This window comes from Pectinatus sottacetonis (assembly GCF_015732155.1).
Classification (GTDB): domain Bacteria; phylum Bacillota; class Negativicutes; order Selenomonadales; family Selenomonadaceae; genus Pectinatus; species Pectinatus sottacetonis.
The window spans coordinates 431939-449457 of the sequence record NZ_WIQK01000001.1 but is presented as its reverse complement, the minus strand read 5'-3'; the positions used below and the strand labels follow the sequence as shown (position 1 = coordinate 449457).

Here is a 17519-nt window from a genome sequence, read left to right as displayed (position 1 = left end):
AACTTTTCATTTATGTGTCGGGTTTTTCATGATTATTCTAATGTAATATATCTATATTTTTAATTATAGTGTTTACACATTAAAAGCAGCTTTTATGAAAAAAGCCATTTAGATATTATACTCTTTTAATTTCTTTCCTGATGCATCAATCCAATACTCCATACCTGATACATAGCTCTGCAAAACAACATCTGCTGCTGCAGTCGGTGATCCAAAAGTGTAATCTTTTTCAAAAATAAAATCAACAATAATCTTGTTTTCAACTAACTTGTCTAGAATTTTAGCATATTTATTCATAAATGTTTTTGATGAACATTTACTTGCTATTTTGCTACCAACACAAACAGTAAAACCATTTTCTGAAACATATCCCTTAGCATCAGCGCCTGTCTTTGACCCACAATAAAAATATGTTTGTGAAGCTGATTCATTTTCCTTACTTTTTTCTAAAATATTGTATCCAATCGTACCCATCAACATGTCAACATTATCTGTGAATTCATCCATTGCAGCCTGTTCTGCTCTCTTAAGTGTCATATTGGGTGATGACTTTCGAGTCAACAATTCATATTTACTAGATGATTTAACCTGTTGACAGTAATAATTCTCTAAGTACTTGATGAGTGCTTTATTTAAATCCTTTCCCGAAACGCAGACAGCGTTATTCCAGAAGAATTTCTCCTTGCCTGCATTATTACTCTGAATATGTTGTTTAAGTCTTAAAAGCAGATTTTCTGCCTCTCCAACGTATACTGATTCGCCGTCTCCGTCATCTTTACAAAACAAGAAGTAAATTCCTGGCTTATCTAATTCAACATCTGAATATGTACTTATTTCTTTTCTTGGAATCTTGATTATCATTCCGTTCCAATTAAGCATTTCAAGCTCTATAGGCCCATCAGATGCTCCTGTAGGCAAGAATATATTTATTGATTTTGAATACGACATAGGAAATCTCCCTCCGTTTATTATATCTATCTTATCTACTCACCGCCAATTTGACAACATTTTTGTCAACTCACAAAGCCAAAAGTAATCCTGTCCACTCAACCCCATATTTTTGTGGTTTTGGATATGTTCCCAATCAAAAGAATTTCCAAAAGCTATAACCGTCTGGATGACAAGTCCTAACCCTCGGAAATCCTTTGTTTTCTACACTTTCTAGACTTTTACTTTTCTATCCTTGACATCAATACTACTGTTTCAACGTGAGAAACTTAGGCTATTTCCAAATATATCTACAAGCACTGTAAAACCTTGATTTTATGTATGTTTTACATTAATTCTATCTACTCACCACTATCATTTTCGACTAGGCTATTTTTGCCCTTATGCTGTATGTAAGAAATCATTTCATCTATTGTGGCTAGTCTATCATTCATCATTAGTGTAACCTTAGGATACCAACCCAAAGCCTCTGCGATTTGCTTCCGTTCCTCTTCCTTTTGAAATTCTTTACTACATTTCTCACAGGCATTAAGCTGTTCAAAAGAACAAGCTCCAAATGCAGCATAACTCACATCTTCAATTCTATGTAAACTTTTGCAAACATCACAATACACATAAATTGCATCATCCAATAATGGAAGAAGTTCCCCCTGCTTATAATCAGCATTTAGCTTTAAGTACATCATATATAATCCCTACCTTTCTTCTTTTGGTAGTACTATATATCACTCGTAAGGCACATAATAGCAAGTCATTTATTGTACAAATATGATGCAGATTATCCGTTTACTTTGTCTTGGAACTATACTTATTGGAACTGCAGTGCTTCGTTCCGTCTTCATCAACAGTAATGTTACTTCTTTGAATTTTTCTTTTTTGTACAGCATTAAAAACTTCCTTAGAGATGATTGCCGGGTTATTGTCGCTGACCAAATAATATGTACCTTGTTCATCAGATTTCAAAAGTTCTGCTTCTCCGATATACTTTCTTCTGATTAGCGTTTCCTCAACTGTTCGCTTACTCCACTTATCTTTTCCAGTTGGCGATTTGATTCCTAGGCTCTCCAGCTCTTTCAAGATACCATTTATACTTTTGCCACCCAAATAAAAATTAAAAATCTTCTGAACAACAGATGCCTGTTCACCATTAACAATCAATTTTCCGCTCTCATCGTTATCATATCCATAACATTTTCTATCTGCTAATTTTGAAGTACCTTGCTCTACCTTCTTCTTAATACCCCATTTTATATTTTCACTTCTGCTTTCATTTTCTGCTTGTGCCAGTGCCTCCACGATGGAAATCATCAGCTGGTTGTCGGTTTCAGCGGAATCCAGATTTTCTTGTTCAAAAATAACACGAACATCGGATTCTCCTAGTATCTTCAAAGCCTCGAGTGTATCAACAGTATCCCTGCCAAACCGACTAAGACTTTTGGTTATCACTATATTAATTTTCTTTTGCTTGCTATCTTCAACCATACGAGCAAAATCTTTTCTTAGAGATTTGGACTTACTGGATGCAATATCAATATAGACATCAACTAATCTCCAAGTATCCACTGTAGCCACAAGCCTAGTAAGTCCGGAAATCTGAGCAGTAAGACTATTCAATTGTTGCATGTCATTTGTACTAACCCTGCAATATATTCCAACCTTCTTTTCAATTCTAGAACGTACAGCCGGAATATAGTTTACTTTCTTTTCCATTTTCACTCCTTGTGGCTAATCAACATCAATTTCATTTTATCTATGATGAATAGCCTATTTTTCTTCAAACCACACATATACTCTAGTGAAAAATCAATTTACAATCATTCCGTCAACTTGCCATCACATCTTAACAATCCTATCTCCACAACCTACCCGTTTTCAAGCTGTCAACTCGACCCTACGGCATTTTAGCCGTGGATATGTTTAGTTCCTCGATTACAACCAAAAATTCGAGAGCTGAAGTTTAACCTTCAACCCTCGGAAATCCCCTTATTTCAAGCCCTTTTCACACATTACTTCTGAACCCTTGACATCAACGCTACACACTCGACGTGGCTGGTTTGAGGAAACATATCCACAGGCTGGATTTGTTTGGTCTTATAGCCCAGTTCTGCGAGCAGAGCAATGTCACGGGCCAAAGATGCCGGATTACAGGAAACATAGACAATACGCTGGGGGTTCATGGAAGCAAATGTTTTCAGTACAATTGGAGTGCAGCCGGCTCGCGGCGGGTCAACTACGACGACATCGGGATGTATGCCCTGTCTATAAAGGCGCGGCATGACAGCAGTAGCATCGCCGATGACAAATTCGGCATTTTTTATGTGGTTGTCACGGGCATTTTTTCGTGCATCATATATGGCGGGTTTCACTATTTCTATTCCATATACTTTCCGGGCTTTCTGGGCAAGAAAAAGTGTTATAGTACCTGTGCCGCAGTAAGCATCAATTACAGTTTCACTTCCTGTAAGGGCAGCAAATTCGAGAGCCTTTTTATAAAGGTTTTCTGCCTGTATGGTATTTACTTGAAAAAATGAACGCGGAGAAATATGGAAGGAGAGGGGACCTAATGAGTCTTTGATGGTTTGTTTTCCCCATAAAAGATTAGTTTCACGTCCCATTATTACGTTGTTGCGGTAGGTTTGGACATTCTGATGGACACTGACTAATTTTGGCAGTTTTTTGCGTAAGAGGGTTATAATTTCCCTGGAACGACGCAACTCTTTAGTTGCGGTTACCAATACGATCATACAGTCACCGTTTTTCCCCACACGTCCTACTATATGACGCAGAGTTCCGGTGTGGCGATCTTCATCATATACACTTATGCCTAATTTTTGCACAATGTCACGTGTGGCGTTTGCTATATCGTTGTTTAATTTATTTTGGATATAACAATTTTCTGTATCTATAATATTATGGCTGCCCTGGGCAAAGCAGCCGATAATTACTTTTTTGTTTTCTTTTCCGATGGGAAATTGCATTTTATTGCGATAGTTCCAAGGTTCATGTGCCCCTAAGGTTGGCTGAATAAGAATATTTTTTTGTTTGCCGATATGTTCTATGGCGTCTATTACCTGCTGACGTTTAATTTTCAGCTGCTCCGGGTAAGCAATATGCTGGAGCTGGCAGCCGCCGCATTGATAATAAAGCCCGCAGCGTGGGGTAACACGCTGCGGGCTTGCTGTTATTATGTGTTTTATCTTGCCGACAGCATAAGTTTTTTTTACGGTAGTTATAGTGATTGTGATGTTTTCATTTTTTAGGGCATAAGGAACAAATACCGTGAAATTGTCAATACGTCCGACCCCTTCTCCATTACTGCCGAGACTGGTTATATTAATAGTATAGGTGTTACCATTTTTTACAGGTATAGCTTTCATTTTTATAAAAACTCCATTGTTATATATTATTATTTAACTGATAAAATTGATTTTATTAAAAAATTCATTTGGTTTTTTTAGTAGTATGCGAGCGCCATTTGCCAGAAGTTCATTTTTATTCCTAAAGCCCCATAAAACACCAACCGGCAGCATTGAAGCGTTTACTCCGGTCTGCATATCTACGGATGAATCCCCGACATAGGCTATTTCTTCAGGTTTTAATCCCATGTGCTGTGCGATCAGCAGGACTTTTTGGGGGTCTGGTTTGCGTTTGAATCCTGGTAAGTCACCGATTATTTCGACAAAGGTATTTGGTGGAAATAGGGTACTGATGATTTTTTTTGCTGCTTCGTCGTGTTTATTGGTACATACTGCTGCGGGGATGTTTTTAGTATGAAGATTTTTTAGTAGTTCTTTTATTCCATTATAAGGAATGGTTTTTTCCAGCTGGTGCCTGGCATATATTTTTTTAAATTTCGCTAATGCTTCTTCAATAAAATTTTCTGAACTGTCCGCTGGCAGGGCGCGTTCTATTAATTTTTTTATGCCGTTTCCTACCATCATGCGATATGAATCAATGGGATACTCAGATAGTTTATATGAATTAAGTACAGCATTGACGCTGTCTGCGAGATCGTCAAGAGAATTTATTAGTGTTCCATCAAGATCAAAGATTACTGCTTTATAAAGCATTTTATTACCTTCTTTAGTTAAGCATTTTTGCGTTCAAGTTCTAAGAGAAATTTTTTTATTTTTACACCGCCGCTATATCCTGATAGCTTACCATCAGCTGCAATGACTCTGTGACAAGGAATGCATATGGCAATGTGGTTCTTATTATTGGCTAATCCAACTGCCCGCATTGCTTTGGGTTTATTTATGGCAATGGCAATTTCTTTATAGGAACATGTCTGTCCATAAGGAATTTTCAAAAGTTCTTCCCAGACTTTTTTTTGAAAAATTGTTCCGCGTGGTTTTAAGGGAATAGTAAATATTTTTCTTTTTCCCTCGAGATATTCTTGTATTTGTGTATAAGTTTCTCGGATTAGCAGGGTTTCTTTTTTTACGGCCGGCGAAAGTGGATTTTTGAAATTAATGCCGATAATTGAAGAATTTTCTTCAGTAATATATATATTGCCTATTTTTGTTTTATAAAAAAATATTTTCTTCAATAAAAATACCTCTTTTTAATGAAATGATGAAAGTAATGGATACAAGGATTATTAGATAGTAAATCCCAATGTTCTTTTTAAGTCCGCAGCAATTTTTTTTAATCCCCAGGGTTGAATCATTAAAATGGGAATAACCGCTCTGTATTGTTTTAATGTACCCATTAGTATTACATCAGTATATTCACGGCTTAAATCAGCGCAATACCTTGATATAGCTGCCTCACCGCCTTTGCTAAGCATACTTTGTTTTAAGATATTAGCAGCTTTGGTAGTTATATGGGATAGTTTTATTACACGAAAGACAGCTTTTTCAGCCATCATATTAATACCTTCTGTTGTACAATCAATAGCTGATATTTCTTTTTTGGCGTCATCAGTATTATTTATAGTAAGTATTTTCATAATTATTCCTCAGACGGAAAAATATGGGTTAAAATCTTTTTCGTGACCGATTGTTGTCGTTGGACCGTGACCGGGATAGACAATAACGTTATTATCTAATGGTAGTATTTTATTTTTTAGACTGGTAACAAGGGCTTTTGTTGATCCACCAGGAAAATCAGTGCGTCCTATTGATTCGGCGAAAAGAGAGTCCCCAGAAAATATTATATTGTCATTAACGATACAGATTCCACCGGGTGAATGTCCAGGGGTGTGAATTATTTTGAAAGTATTTTTCCCTAATGTAACTATATCATTTTCATTTAAAAAGAAATCGGCTGGCTTAGATATGACTTCCATACCCCAAAAAGTGGAAAGGTTAAGCTGAGGATTGATAAGCATTGGGGCATCTAATGGGTGAATGCCGAGCTTTACTTTAAATTCGTCACATACAGCAGTATTGCAGCCAATATGATCGCTATGACCATGTGTATTTAAAACGTATTTTATGGTGCAGTTTGCACCTTTCAACCAATTAAGAATACGTTCTGGCTCGGAACCAGGGTCAATGACTAATGCCTCATTTGTTGTTTCATCGATTACCATGTAGCAATTTTCTTCAAAGGAACCATTAATTAAAGTTTTCACTTTCATAAATCAATTTCCTTTCGTTTCTTTTATACCACCTAAAGCGCGAATTACTTTAAATACATCTTTATTATGGCGGAATTTATTCATTATAGCTTCGGACTGAGCCATGCTTCTAACTTCCAGACTCATGAAAATAGTGGAGGTTTTATTTTTTTTGTTAGGACGAGCGGTTACGGAATGTATATTTATCTTGGATTCAGATGGAATGGCAAGTAAGTCTGTGAGTACTCCAGGGCGATCATTGCAGGTTATTTCTATTGTTACAGTATAAGTCTTGTCAAGGCCAACATCCCAACTGACGTCAACGACACGCGAAAGATCATTATCATCCTTTATTACATTGGGACAGTCTATTCTATGAATGGAAACACCGCGACCGCGGGTTATATAACCTATTATGGGATCACCGGGAATAGGATTACAGCACTTTGCCAAATGTACGAGAAAACCGCTTTCTCCGTCGATCAGAATGCCGTGGCTACCTTTTTTCTTTTCTCCCTGTGGTTTTTTTATTTTTTCCAGCATTTGCGAAATGTCAGGTGGGGTTATTTCTTTTAAGTCTTTTTTATGAAGTTCAATTAAACGCGAGATAACACCATTTACAGTTATTCCCCCATAGCCGAGAGAGGCTAAAAGATCATTTGAACTTTGAATGTTCATTTTTTGCGCGACATTTTCCAGGCGGTCTTCTTTTAGTAGTTCTTTGACGTTATATCCAAGATGTTTTATTTCTTTTTCTATAAGTTCTATGCCTGAGGTGATGTTTTCTTCTCGCCGTTGTTTTTTAAACCATTGACGTATTTTGGTACGTGTTTCTGAAGAAGCCACAATGTTAAGCCAGTCAGGACTTGGGCCGTTATTTTGTTCATTAGTTATTATAGAAACTATGTCACCATTGCGTAGTTTGTATTCTAATGGGACAATTTTACCATTTATGGTGGCACCTACGCAGTGATTACCTACATCAGTATGAATGCGATAGGCAAAATCAATAGGATTGGAGCCTTTGGGAAGGCCAATTACATCTCCCTGAGGGGTAAAAACGAAAACCTCATCAGAAAAAATATCGACTTTTAAAGCTTCTACATATTCATCGGGATCGCTGAGTTCTTTCTGTAGAGAAATAAGTTGTCGCAGCCAGGAAAGTTTTTGATCATAAGCATTACTAGCATCAATACTTTTGCCAGATTCTTTATATTTCCAATGGGCGGCAATACCATATTCGGAAACCTGGTGCATTTGAAATGTCCGTATTTGAATTTCCAGAGGATAGCCATTGGCAGCGATAACAGTGGTATGAAGTGATTGATAACCGTTGCTTTTTGGCATGGCAATATAATCCTTGAATCTACCTGGTATAGGTTTCCATATATTATGAATTATGCCTAAAATAGTATAACATTCCTGAACGGTGTTTACGAGAACACGTACAGCTGACAGATCATATATTTCACTTATGTCTTTGTGGTCGCGTTTCATTTTGCGCCAGATACTGTAAAAATGTTTGGCACGTCCCTGGATCTCAGCTTTTATATTTGCTTTTTTGATTTCCCTACACATTTCTTTTATAGAATCGTCTATAAATTTCTGTCGTTCCTGGCGCTTTTGTTTTACTTTTTCTACTAGATCATAGTATTCTTCCGGGTAAAGATAGCGGAAACATAAGTCTTCCAACTCCCATTTTATATTGGAAATACCAAGGCGGTTAGCCAGTGGTGCGTATATTTCCAGTGTTTCTCTAGCAATGCGTTTTTGTTTTTCCTCGGGCATGTATTTTAAGGTGCGCATGTTATGAAGGCGGTCAGCTAATTTTATCATAATTACACGGATATCCTTGGCCATAGCTAAAAACATTTTACGATAATTTTCTGATTGCTGTAATTCTTTTGATTTAAAATGAATTTTGTTTAACTTTGTTACGCCGTCGATTAATAAAGCAACTTCTTCACCAAATTTTTTTTTCATTTCTTCTAGAGTAAAAGTGGTGTCTTCCACGACATCATGTAAAAGTGCTGCAGCTATAGTTACTTCATCTATATGCATTTGTGTCAGGATCGCTGCCACATGGAGCGGGTGTATTATATAATGTTCACCGGAAGCGCGTTTTTGGTCAAAATGAGCTGCATATGCCAAATCATAAGCTTTTTGGATAAGACTTATGTCAGCATTAGGTTGGTATTCTTTTACGGCGTTTTTTATGTCGTCAATAGTTATTTTTACAGCATTATCATCAATCATATTATTACCCTCATATCCGTGAGAAATCAATTCATTTGAATGATTCTTACTAAATAAACTTTTGTAATTGATTGTATCATATTAGTTAGTTTTATAGCAATAGAAAAGACACTTGTAAAATATTATCTTTTAATATTTACAGCCCTTGCTGTATCAGGCTGTAAGATTGCTTGACACTGTCATTAAAAACCTTTAAAATAATCAATATGTGATGCTAGTATGTTTGACCAATGTGGTAAGGATTTTTGCAATTTAAGTAGTAAGAATTGCTGGATAAACTGTGAAACTGCGGATACGTCTATTTATTGACAATAATATTGGCATGGTGCAGGAGCTTTGCCTAAAGTGGTTAGTAGAATCACTGTCAAGTAATATTGTATACTTGTAAAAAATTAAAAATATAAAAATTTGAAAGGAGGACGAGAGTTATTATCGGGATAATTTTAGCGGCACTTATTGCTATTATCTTGGGAATTGTTGTTGGATATGTTATACGGAAAAAGAAAGCTGAAGCTATTGTGGGTTCAGCTGAAGTGGAAGCAAAACGTATTATTGATTCAGCACATAAAGATATTGAAACACGAAAAAAAGAATCTATACTTGAAGCCAAAGAAGAAATGCATCGTCTGCGTCAGGAAGTTGATCGTGAAACACGTGAACGCAGAAATGAACTTCAGCGCCAGGAAAGACGTCTGATGCAAAAGGAAGAAAATCTTGATCGTAAAATAGATGGGCTGGAAAAAAAAGAAGCATCACTTTTTCGTAAAGAAAGTGAGCTCGATAAAACACGTGAAGCTGTTAACTCTATGCATAAAAGACAGCTTATGGAGTTGGAACGTATATCAGGACTTACCATGGAAGAAGCTAAATCAATACTTTTATCCGACGCTGAAACAGCTATCAAGCATGATAAAGCGGTTATGATAAAAGAATATGAACAGCAAGCCAAAGATGAAGGCGAGAAAAAGGCCCAAAATATAATTGCTCAAGCTATCCAGCGCTGTGCGGCAGATCAAGTAGCAGAAACTACTGTTTCTGTAGTGGCGCTCCCTAATGACGAAATGAAAGGCCGTATAATTGGTCGTGAAGGACGTAATATAAGGGCATTGGAAACTCTTACAGGAATAGATCTGATTATTGATGATACACCTGAAGCAGTTATTTTATCAGGATTTGATCCGGTACGGCGTGAAATTGCGCGTATTGCTTTGGAAAAACTCATAACAGATGGCCGTATCCATCCGGCACGTATTGAAGAAATGGTAGAAAAATCGAAGAAAGAGGTAGACCAGCGTATAAAGGAAGCAGGCGAACAAGCTTCTTTTGATACGGGAGTACATGGTCTTCATCCTGAACTTATTCGTTTATTAGGACGGTTGAAATATCGTACAAGTTATGGACAAAATGTTTTAAATCATTCTATGGAAGTAGCCCATTTAGCAGGAATTATGGCGGCTGAATTGGGAGTAGATGTGCAGTTTGCCAAACGTGCAGCCTTATTGCATGATATTGGTAAGGCTGTAGATCATGAAGTAGAAGGGTCCCATGTAACAATCGGGGCTGATTTGGCAAGAAAATATCGGGAATCAGCAAATATCGTAAATGCAATTGCGGCACATCACGGTGATGAAGAACCAAGAACTGTTGAAGCAGTTTTGGTGGCAGCAGCTGATGCTATTTCAGCAGCTCGTCCAGGTGCACGCAGGGAAAGTTTGGAATCATATCTTAAACGACTTACACGTTTGGAAGAGATTGCTGAATCTTTTGAAGGTGTTGATCGCTCTTTTGCTATTCAGGCCGGTCGTGAAATACGTATTATGGTTAAACCGGATAAAATAGATGATGTTGCTTCGGTAGGACTCGCACATGATATTGTTAAAAAAGTTGAAGGTGAACTGGAATATCCTGGTCAGATAAAAGTAACAGTTATTCGTGAAACACGAGTAATTGATTATGCAAAATAAATAAGCAAATGACAGGTATCGTGCAAAAAAATTATTTGCCGTGCCTGTTTTTTTATTCTTTTGTTGCTTGTATCATAAGGCCTTGCTATAATAATAATTACTTATAATAGTAGAGGTGGTGAATGTCATGCAGGGATTGAAAGAAGAACAGACTGTTAATATGGATGGTGTGAATTTGTTGGTATCTATTCTTTTGCGTTATCCAGAAATTGGCACTATAAGTTTTGATCCTGACACGGGGTATTTAAAAATTACTTTTACTTTAGATAAAATGGTTTTATCTGATGAATTTAAGAAATTTAAAAAGTTGTTGCTTGACAGTATTTCAGCGTATCATTATCTTGAGAAAATAGAGAATGCCAAGATTTCGATAAATACTGATTTGCAGGAGAATACTTTGTTTATGAATATATTACGCGATATGGATACGGTTTCGCAAAATGAAATTAAACTTATAAGTACATTAATGAATGAGCATTTTGGTGATGCAATAATAAAAGGCTGTGGGAGTACGGCTGAAAATGATAATGAACTTGTACAGGAAGATCTTATTGATCGTATGCTGGGAAATGTAAAACTTAATCATGTAAGTGAGCGTATTATCGGGATATGGGAAGAAGGTCGCGTGTTAGTATTTAATAAATGACAAATTTGAATTAGTCAGCGGATGCGCTTACAATATATATAAGCGCATCCGCTGATTTTGCCTATTGCTAGCAAAGATTATGTAAAAAAGTAGTAAAATATTATTAGAAATGGAGAATTTAATGAGAATATTGATGGTAGGGGATATATGTGGACGAACAGGTCGAACGGCTTTGTTGAAATATCTGCCAAATTTAAAAAAGGAAAAGAAAATAGACGCAGCTATAGTTAATGGAGAAAATTCAGCAGGTGGAAGAGGTATCACTAAAAAAACTCTTGATGAAATGTACCGTGCTGGTGCAGATGTAATAACATCAGGTAACCATATATGGGATAAAAGAGAAATAATAAATTTTATAGACAATGAGCCTTTTTTAATCAGACCGGCCAATTATCCTGAACCAGTACCGGGAAAGGGATATTGTATATATCCTTTTAAAGCCAAAAATATCGGGATAGTTAATTTATCAGGGAGATCTTTTATGCCACCGATGGATTGTCCATTTCAAAAAATAGATCAGATATTGAAAAAAATAAGTCGTGAGTGTCAGATTATAATGCTTGATTTCCATGCAGAGACAACTTCGGAAAAAATTGCTATGGGATGGTATTTGGATGGACGTGTTACTTGTGTTGCTGGTACCCATACTCATGTACAGACGGCTGATGAACAAATATTACCCCAGGGAACAGCATATATGAGTGATTTGGGAATGGTAGGACCGCGTGTATCTGTTCTGGGAATGGAGAAAGATACAGTCATAGAACGTTTTAAATCATGTCGACCGGCAAGATTTGAAGCAGCAGAAGGACCGGCTATTTTTAGTGCACTGGTTATAGATATTGATGATAAAACCAATAAAGCATCCGCAGTAGAGCGAATATTAATAAAAGAACCGTATTAAAATACGGTTCTTTTATTAATATTCGTAATTTTTTATTTTACGGTATTTATTTATAAATGAAGGGAATAGGTTTTTTTTAGCGAATATTCTACTATATCATGTAGTTTAGTTATATTATAGGGAGCGTGCTAATAATGGAAATATTAAAAGTATCAGCTAAATCTAATCCTAATTCTGTTGCAGGGGCTCTGGCCGGAGTTTTGCGTGAAACTAAAAGTGCTGAAATGCAGGCTATTGGTGCAGGAGCTATTAATCAGGCAGTAAAATCAATTGCCATAGCCAGAGGATTTGTTGCTCCACATGGTATAGATTTAATCTGCATACCAGCGTTTACCGATATTGAAATTGATGGGGAAGAACGTACGGCAATAAAATTGATAGTAGAACCGCGGTGAATTAAAAATAAAGAACATGAACAGTTTTATTGCCAGATAGGCTATTAATGAATTTATTTAGTATATAATATTTCTAAGAATTAAGCTTAAGAGGCTATATTTATTAAAATCGGATTTGAGGAGCGGCCTAAGATGGATGTTATTGCTTTAGTCGGGCCAAGCGGAACAGGCAAAAGCCACCGTGCGCTTATAGTGGCTCATGAGAATAAAGCTGATGCTATAATTGATGATGGTATTTTAATTAAAGATGGGAAGATAATAGCAGGTCATTCTGCTAAGCGAGAAACTAGTAAGATTATGGCTGTACGGCGCGCTATCTTTATTCTTCCAGGGCATGCGGATGAAGTCAAAGCTGCAATAAGAAAGGAAAAGCCGCATCGAATTTTGGTATTGGGTACATCGGAAAACATGGTTCATAAAATTTGTAATATATTAGGTTTGCCACCAATAGCAAAGATAATAAATATTGCGGATATAGCTACACGTGTAGAAATGCAAAAGGCCTATAAGTGCAGAATGAAAGAGGGTAAGCATATTATACCTGTGCCTACTATTGAGCTTAAACCACACTTTTCGGGGTATTTAATAGATCCAATACAGTCATTTTTTAAGAAGTCACGAACCAAGCGGCGTAAACTGGGAGAAAAATCTATTGTACGGCCGGTTTTTAGTTATTATGGTAGGCTTATAATTGATGATTCTACGATATCTTCTATTATCTTGCAGGTTTGTTCGGATAAAAAAATAGTCGATAAATTGTTTGGTGTTCGTATAAGCCATGTACTGAAGGATAATGAAGATCAGGGAATTTGTATATCTTTTAAAGTGGTTTTATGCTATGGAAAACATATTCCTACGTTATTGCATGATATGCAGGATAAAGTCAAGAAAGCTATTGAATATATGACAGGAATGGTAGTACAAAGGATTGATATTACTGTTAAAGCTTTGCGGGTTTTAGTTTAAAATGAAAGGAGAGATATGTATTACAAATAAAGTTTTTACCAGTATGCTGGATTATTTTAAAGGGGATGCCAAGCGTATTCAGCATTTTACAAAAGTGTATACGTATGCCTCCATGATAGGAAAAATGGAAAAACTTTCTAATAAAGAGCAGAATATTTTAGAAATTGCAGCATTGATGCACGATATTGGAATCAGGCCGGCGGAAGAAAAATATGGTTCCTGTAGCGGGAAACTGCAGGAACAAGAGGGGCCGGCAGAAGCAGAGAAAATTTTGACAGCACTGCATGTTGATGAAGCAGTGAAAAAACGGGTCTTATTTCTTATTGCCCATCATCATACCTATAGTAATATTATTGGGAAGGATTATCAAATTCTGGTAGAGGCGGATTTTTTAGTTAATTTATATGAAGATACAGCGGGTGAAGAAACTGTTAAATCAGCATATAATAGAATTTTTCGCACAGTTGCCGGAAGATATATCTGCTCACGTATGTTTGCTTTATAATAAAAAAAGCTGTCGCATGAATGACATTGCCCCCATAAAGGTGCCATAACTGCTTTGTTTTTTAGAAAAGACAAGAAGTATATGTGCATATTTATGAATGAAAATGTTTACATGCGACAGTTCTTTTTAGCGTGGGTCGATTCCCTTGCCACTGCCTTTGACTAAAAGTGAAATTGTTGAATAATTTTCTGCCAGTAGATGTACTATTTTTTTATCGAGTTTGTTATTATCTGCCATATTTAATACAATAGATAATATTTTTTCCTTAGGGAGTCCCTGGCGGTATGGGCGATCTTCTCGCAAAGCGGTAAAGACATCAGCAACAGCTACTATTCGTGAACCAAGAGATAAGTCAGCTCCCTTAAGATGGAATGGATAGCCGGAGCCATCTAGATATTCGTGATGATATGCAGCCCATTCAGCTATTTGCTGAAATCCGTCTATCTGCTGAAGAATTCTATAAGTATAATAAGTATGCTGTCTTATTAAGGCAAATTCTTCCTTGTTTAAAGCACCAGGTTTTTCTAAAATAGAATTAGGAATAGATAGTTTACCGATATCGTGTAACAGACCAGCGATCATCATATCTTGTAATTCTTTTTCGGAAAAGCCTTTTTTTTGAGCCAGAAAAACAGATACTTTAGAAACACTGCGGGAATGTCTATAAGTAAAACCACTGGCTTCATCAATTATGTTAGCAAAAATTTTGGCAACATCTATGACATCTTCCTCTGTATATGGCATAGTCATGCCATAAAAATTATTGCGGCTGAAAAAAAGTTCCGCATAAGAATTATCAACTATGTTAAGCCAAAAGCTTTCCCTGTGGGAAATTTTAGTAAAATATTTCACTATTTCTGGAGAAAAAGTTGTACCTGATTTTTTTATGATATCTTCTGTTATATCTTCAGCTTGTAAAAGTATGTGTTTATCTGGTTTTATACATACTTCCAGATAATCAGCCAGACGTAGTATTCTTGATTGTATGGGAATAGTTTTTTTAGCAGTAGTCGAATCTTGCCAATCTGTATGATGGTAAAGAATTATTTTTCCAATATCATCAAAAATATGCGATGGTTGTAAAAATTTGTATCCATTATAGGCATGAAGAGCATATTTCCCCTTAATCTTTTTTTCATGATACCATCCATTAGATCTTAATTTTATTCTTGCACTCCAGCTTGTAGCAGCACCAATATCATGCAACAGGGCAGCCTGCAGAAGGGTGGAGCACTCTGTATAGGATAGTGGCATTTCTTCAGCAATAGCCATAGAAATAATGGCAACACGCCAATGGTGAAAAGATAAATTAGTTGATAATAATTCTAAGGCCATTGATAAAGATTTTATGAGATTCAATGGGTTAATATGATGTATTTGCATAAAACACTCCTTGTTTTATTTGTAAATAATTTTTAAATACCTATATTAAAATATTTTAGATATAAATAATTAATTAAGTGAATATTTTATATAGATATTTGCCTTCGATTTCCTTTTCCTGTGAAACCATAAAGACAGATTTAGTTTGTCCGCGCAAAAGTATAACTAATAAAAAGCAAGACTAAAGGTCAGACAATAACAACTGCGTCTGACCTTTTAGTTGACAACTACCATTATAATATTCCCTATAGTGATTAAATGCAAGAATAATTTTAAAATAATCCGGTTATTTTCCCGTTTATATCTATATCCATGTTTTCAGCTGCTGGTTTTTTGGGCAGACCTGGCATCGTCAGTATATTTCCAGCAAGGGCAACAATGAAACCAGCGCCAGCAGACAAATGAATCTCACGAATAGTTATTTTGAAATTAGTAGGACGACCTAATTTATTCATATCATCGCTTAGTGAATATTGAGTTTTAGCCATGCATACAGGAAGTTTGGCAAAATTGAGCTGAGTTAATTCAGCAATGGCTTTTTCTGCCGCCTTAGTATAATTGACTCCATCAGCACCGTAAATTTTAGTGGCAACAGCAGCAATTTTTTCTTTTATGGACATGTCATCAGTATATGTAAATTTAAGTTCCGATGGTAAATTTGCTGCTGCAATAACTTTATTGGCCAGGTCAATACCTCCCTGACTGCCATCGGTATATACGGTTGATAAGGAGAATTCTGCGCCGAGTTTTTTACATTGTTCTTCTAGTAAGGCTATTTCTTCTTCGGTATCTGTAGGAAATTGATTAATCGCTATAACAGCAGGCAAACCAAATGATTTTATGTTTTCAATGTGTTTGGTGAGATTATTTATTCCTAGCCTTAGGGCGTTTAAATCTGGTTTATTAAGTTCATTTTTGGCAAGCCTACCATGCATTTTTAAAGCACGAATAGTTGCAACTATTACTACTGCGTCTGGTTTTAAGTTGGCGAAACGGCATTTTATATTTATAAATTTTTCGGCTCCGAGATCGGCTCCGAAACCTGCCTCTGTAACAACGTAATCTGCTAATTTAAGAGCATATTTTGTAGCTAGAACACTATTGCAGCCATGCGCAATATTGGCAAATGGGCCGCCATGAATAAAAGCAGGTGTTTCTTCCAGTGATTGAACCAGATTTGGTTTTATAGCATCTTTTAATAAAAGTGCTAGTGCCCCAGTTACCTTTAAATCATCAGCGTATACGGGCTTGCCGGCACGTGTATAGGCAACTACGATACGGCCAATACGTTTTTTGGCATCCTGTAAATTATCAGCTAGGCATAGTATAGCCATTAATTCAGAAGCTACAGTAATATCAAAACCTGTTTCACGGGGGATACCGTGAGCCTTGCCCCCAAGACCACATATTATATTGCGCAAAGCCCTGTCATTTAGATCGACAACGCGACGCCACGTTATACGGCGTACATCAATGTCAAGCGCGTTTCCTTGCTGTAAATGATTATCAAGAACAGCGGCAAGTAAATTATGAGCAGAAGTTATGGCGTGGAAGTCCCCTGTAAAATGTAAATTTATATCTTCCATAGGCACTACCTGTGAATAACCGCCACCGGCAGCACCACCTTTTATTCCGAAGCATGGACCAAGTGATGGTTCTCGCAGTGCTAAGGCTGTTTTTTTACCCAAAGAATGGAGTGCATCACCAAGGCCAATACTAGTTGTTGTTTTGCCTTCACCAGCAGGTGTGGGATTTATAGCCGTTACTAAAATAAGTTTACCATTTTTATTATTTTTTATTTTATCCCATGTATGTATAGATAACTTTGCCTTGTATTTACCATATAATTCTAAATCATTTTCGTCAAGATCAAGTTGGGCAGCAATTTTCTCAATGCGTTCCATTTTCGCTTCTTGGGCAATTTCTACATCACTTTTCATTTTATAACCCTCCAAAATTATAATTATGCAGCATTATTTTCTAGTTAAT

Annotated in this window: 17 protein-coding genes; 6 read left to right on the top strand and 11 right to left on the bottom strand. The window is 36.4% G+C overall.

Annotated elements, in window-relative coordinates; translation table 11 throughout:
- Nucleotides 1-108: 108 nt before the first annotated feature.
- The 9 genes from I6760_RS02010 to I6760_RS01970 form a co-directional block, all read right to left on the bottom strand.
- Entirely contained in the window at nucleotides 109-948 is an 840-nt protein-coding gene (locus tag I6760_RS02010) for a GIY-YIG nuclease family protein (RefSeq protein ID WP_196592856.1), read from the bottom strand.
- A 341-nt stretch (nucleotides 949-1289) separates the two neighbouring features.
- On the bottom strand, nucleotides 1290-1634 hold the full coding sequence (locus tag I6760_RS02005; protein WP_196592855.1) for a hypothetical protein: 345 nt from the start codon (nucleotides 1632-1634) through the stop codon (nucleotides 1290-1292).
- A gap of 100 nt (nucleotides 1635-1734) precedes the next feature.
- Nucleotides 1735-2658 carry a recombinase family protein gene (locus tag I6760_RS02000; RefSeq protein WP_196592854.1) on the bottom strand — a complete coding sequence of 308 codons (924 nt, stop codon included), beginning with the start codon at nucleotides 2656-2658 and terminating at the stop codon, nucleotides 1735-1737.
- A gap of 296 nt (nucleotides 2659-2954) precedes the next feature.
- The gene (gene rlmD, locus I6760_RS01995) at nucleotides 2955-4325 is read right to left on the bottom strand and encodes a 23S rRNA (uracil(1939)-C(5))-methyltransferase RlmD (protein WP_196592853.1); all 1371 of its coding nucleotides are present in this window, start codon (nucleotides 4323-4325) and stop codon (nucleotides 2955-2957) included.
- A gap of 33 nt (nucleotides 4326-4358) precedes the next feature.
- Complete coding sequence (locus I6760_RS01990) at nucleotides 4359-5018, bottom strand: HAD family hydrolase (protein ID WP_196592852.1); 660 nt, start codon at nucleotides 5016-5018, stop codon at nucleotides 4359-4361.
- A gap of 17 nt (nucleotides 5019-5035) precedes the next feature.
- A complete protein-coding gene (locus tag I6760_RS01985) occupies nucleotides 5036-5497 on the bottom strand; it encodes a methylated-DNA--[protein]-cysteine S-methyltransferase (RefSeq protein ID WP_196592851.1) in 462 nt (153 codons plus the stop codon).
- 51 nt (nucleotides 5498-5548) lie between these two features.
- Nucleotides 5549-5899: a dihydropteroate synthase gene (locus I6760_RS01980; RefSeq protein ID WP_196592850.1), complete on the bottom strand. Its 351-nt coding sequence runs from the start codon at nucleotides 5897-5899 to the stop codon at nucleotides 5549-5551.
- Between the two features lie 9 nt (nucleotides 5900-5908).
- The gene (locus tag I6760_RS01975) at nucleotides 5909-6532 is read right to left on the bottom strand and encodes an MBL fold metallo-hydrolase (RefSeq protein ID WP_196592849.1); all 624 of its coding nucleotides are present in this window, start codon (nucleotides 6530-6532) and stop codon (nucleotides 5909-5911) included.
- Between the two features lie 3 nt (nucleotides 6533-6535).
- Nucleotides 6536-8767 carry a RelA/SpoT family protein gene (locus I6760_RS01970; protein WP_196592848.1) on the bottom strand — a complete coding sequence of 744 codons (2232 nt, stop codon included), beginning with the start codon at nucleotides 8765-8767 and terminating at the stop codon, nucleotides 6536-6538.
- A gap of 437 nt (nucleotides 8768-9204) precedes the next feature.
- Between I6760_RS01970 and rny the strand changes: the two genes are divergently transcribed.
- From rny to I6760_RS01940, 6 genes are all read left to right on the top strand, one after another.
- Nucleotides 9205-10731, top strand: coding sequence for a ribonuclease Y (gene rny, locus I6760_RS01965; RefSeq protein ID WP_407947305.1), 1527 nt, complete (start codon nucleotides 9205-9207; stop codon nucleotides 10729-10731).
- A 127-nt stretch (nucleotides 10732-10858) separates the two neighbouring features.
- Nucleotides 10859-11377: a hypothetical protein gene (locus tag I6760_RS01960; RefSeq protein ID WP_196592847.1), complete on the top strand. Its 519-nt coding sequence runs from the start codon at nucleotides 10859-10861 to the stop codon at nucleotides 11375-11377.
- A gap of 121 nt (nucleotides 11378-11498) precedes the next feature.
- Nucleotides 11499-12281, top strand: a complete 783-nt coding sequence (locus I6760_RS01955; protein WP_196594723.1) for a TIGR00282 family metallophosphoesterase — start codon at nucleotides 11499-11501, stop codon at nucleotides 12279-12281.
- 134 nt (nucleotides 12282-12415) lie between these two features.
- Nucleotides 12416-12676: a stage V sporulation protein S gene (locus I6760_RS01950; RefSeq protein ID WP_196592846.1), complete on the top strand. Its 261-nt coding sequence runs from the start codon at nucleotides 12416-12418 to the stop codon at nucleotides 12674-12676.
- A 132-nt stretch (nucleotides 12677-12808) separates the two neighbouring features.
- Nucleotides 12809-13642: an Asp23/Gls24 family envelope stress response protein gene (locus I6760_RS01945; RefSeq protein WP_196592845.1), complete on the top strand. Its 834-nt coding sequence runs from the start codon at nucleotides 12809-12811 to the stop codon at nucleotides 13640-13642.
- Between the two features lies 1 nt (nucleotide 13643).
- On the top strand, nucleotides 13644-14147 hold the full coding sequence (locus I6760_RS01940; RefSeq protein WP_231036045.1) for an HD domain-containing protein: 504 nt from the start codon (nucleotides 13644-13646) through the stop codon (nucleotides 14145-14147).
- Between the two features lie 126 nt (nucleotides 14148-14273).
- On the opposite strand, the gene I6760_RS01935 is transcribed toward I6760_RS01940, so the two are convergent.
- Together I6760_RS01935 and I6760_RS01930 are read right to left on the bottom strand one after the other, a co-directional pair.
- Nucleotides 14274-15530 (bottom strand): HD-GYP domain-containing protein, encoded by a 1257-nt coding sequence (locus I6760_RS01935; RefSeq protein WP_196592844.1) that lies wholly within the window; start codon nucleotides 15528-15530, stop codon nucleotides 14274-14276.
- Between the two features lie 272 nt (nucleotides 15531-15802).
- The gene (locus tag I6760_RS01930; protein ID WP_196592842.1) at nucleotides 15803-17470 is read right to left on the bottom strand and encodes a formate--tetrahydrofolate ligase; all 1668 of its coding nucleotides are present in this window, start codon (nucleotides 17468-17470) and stop codon (nucleotides 15803-15805) included.
- Between the last annotated feature and the right edge of the window lie 49 nt (nucleotides 17471-17519).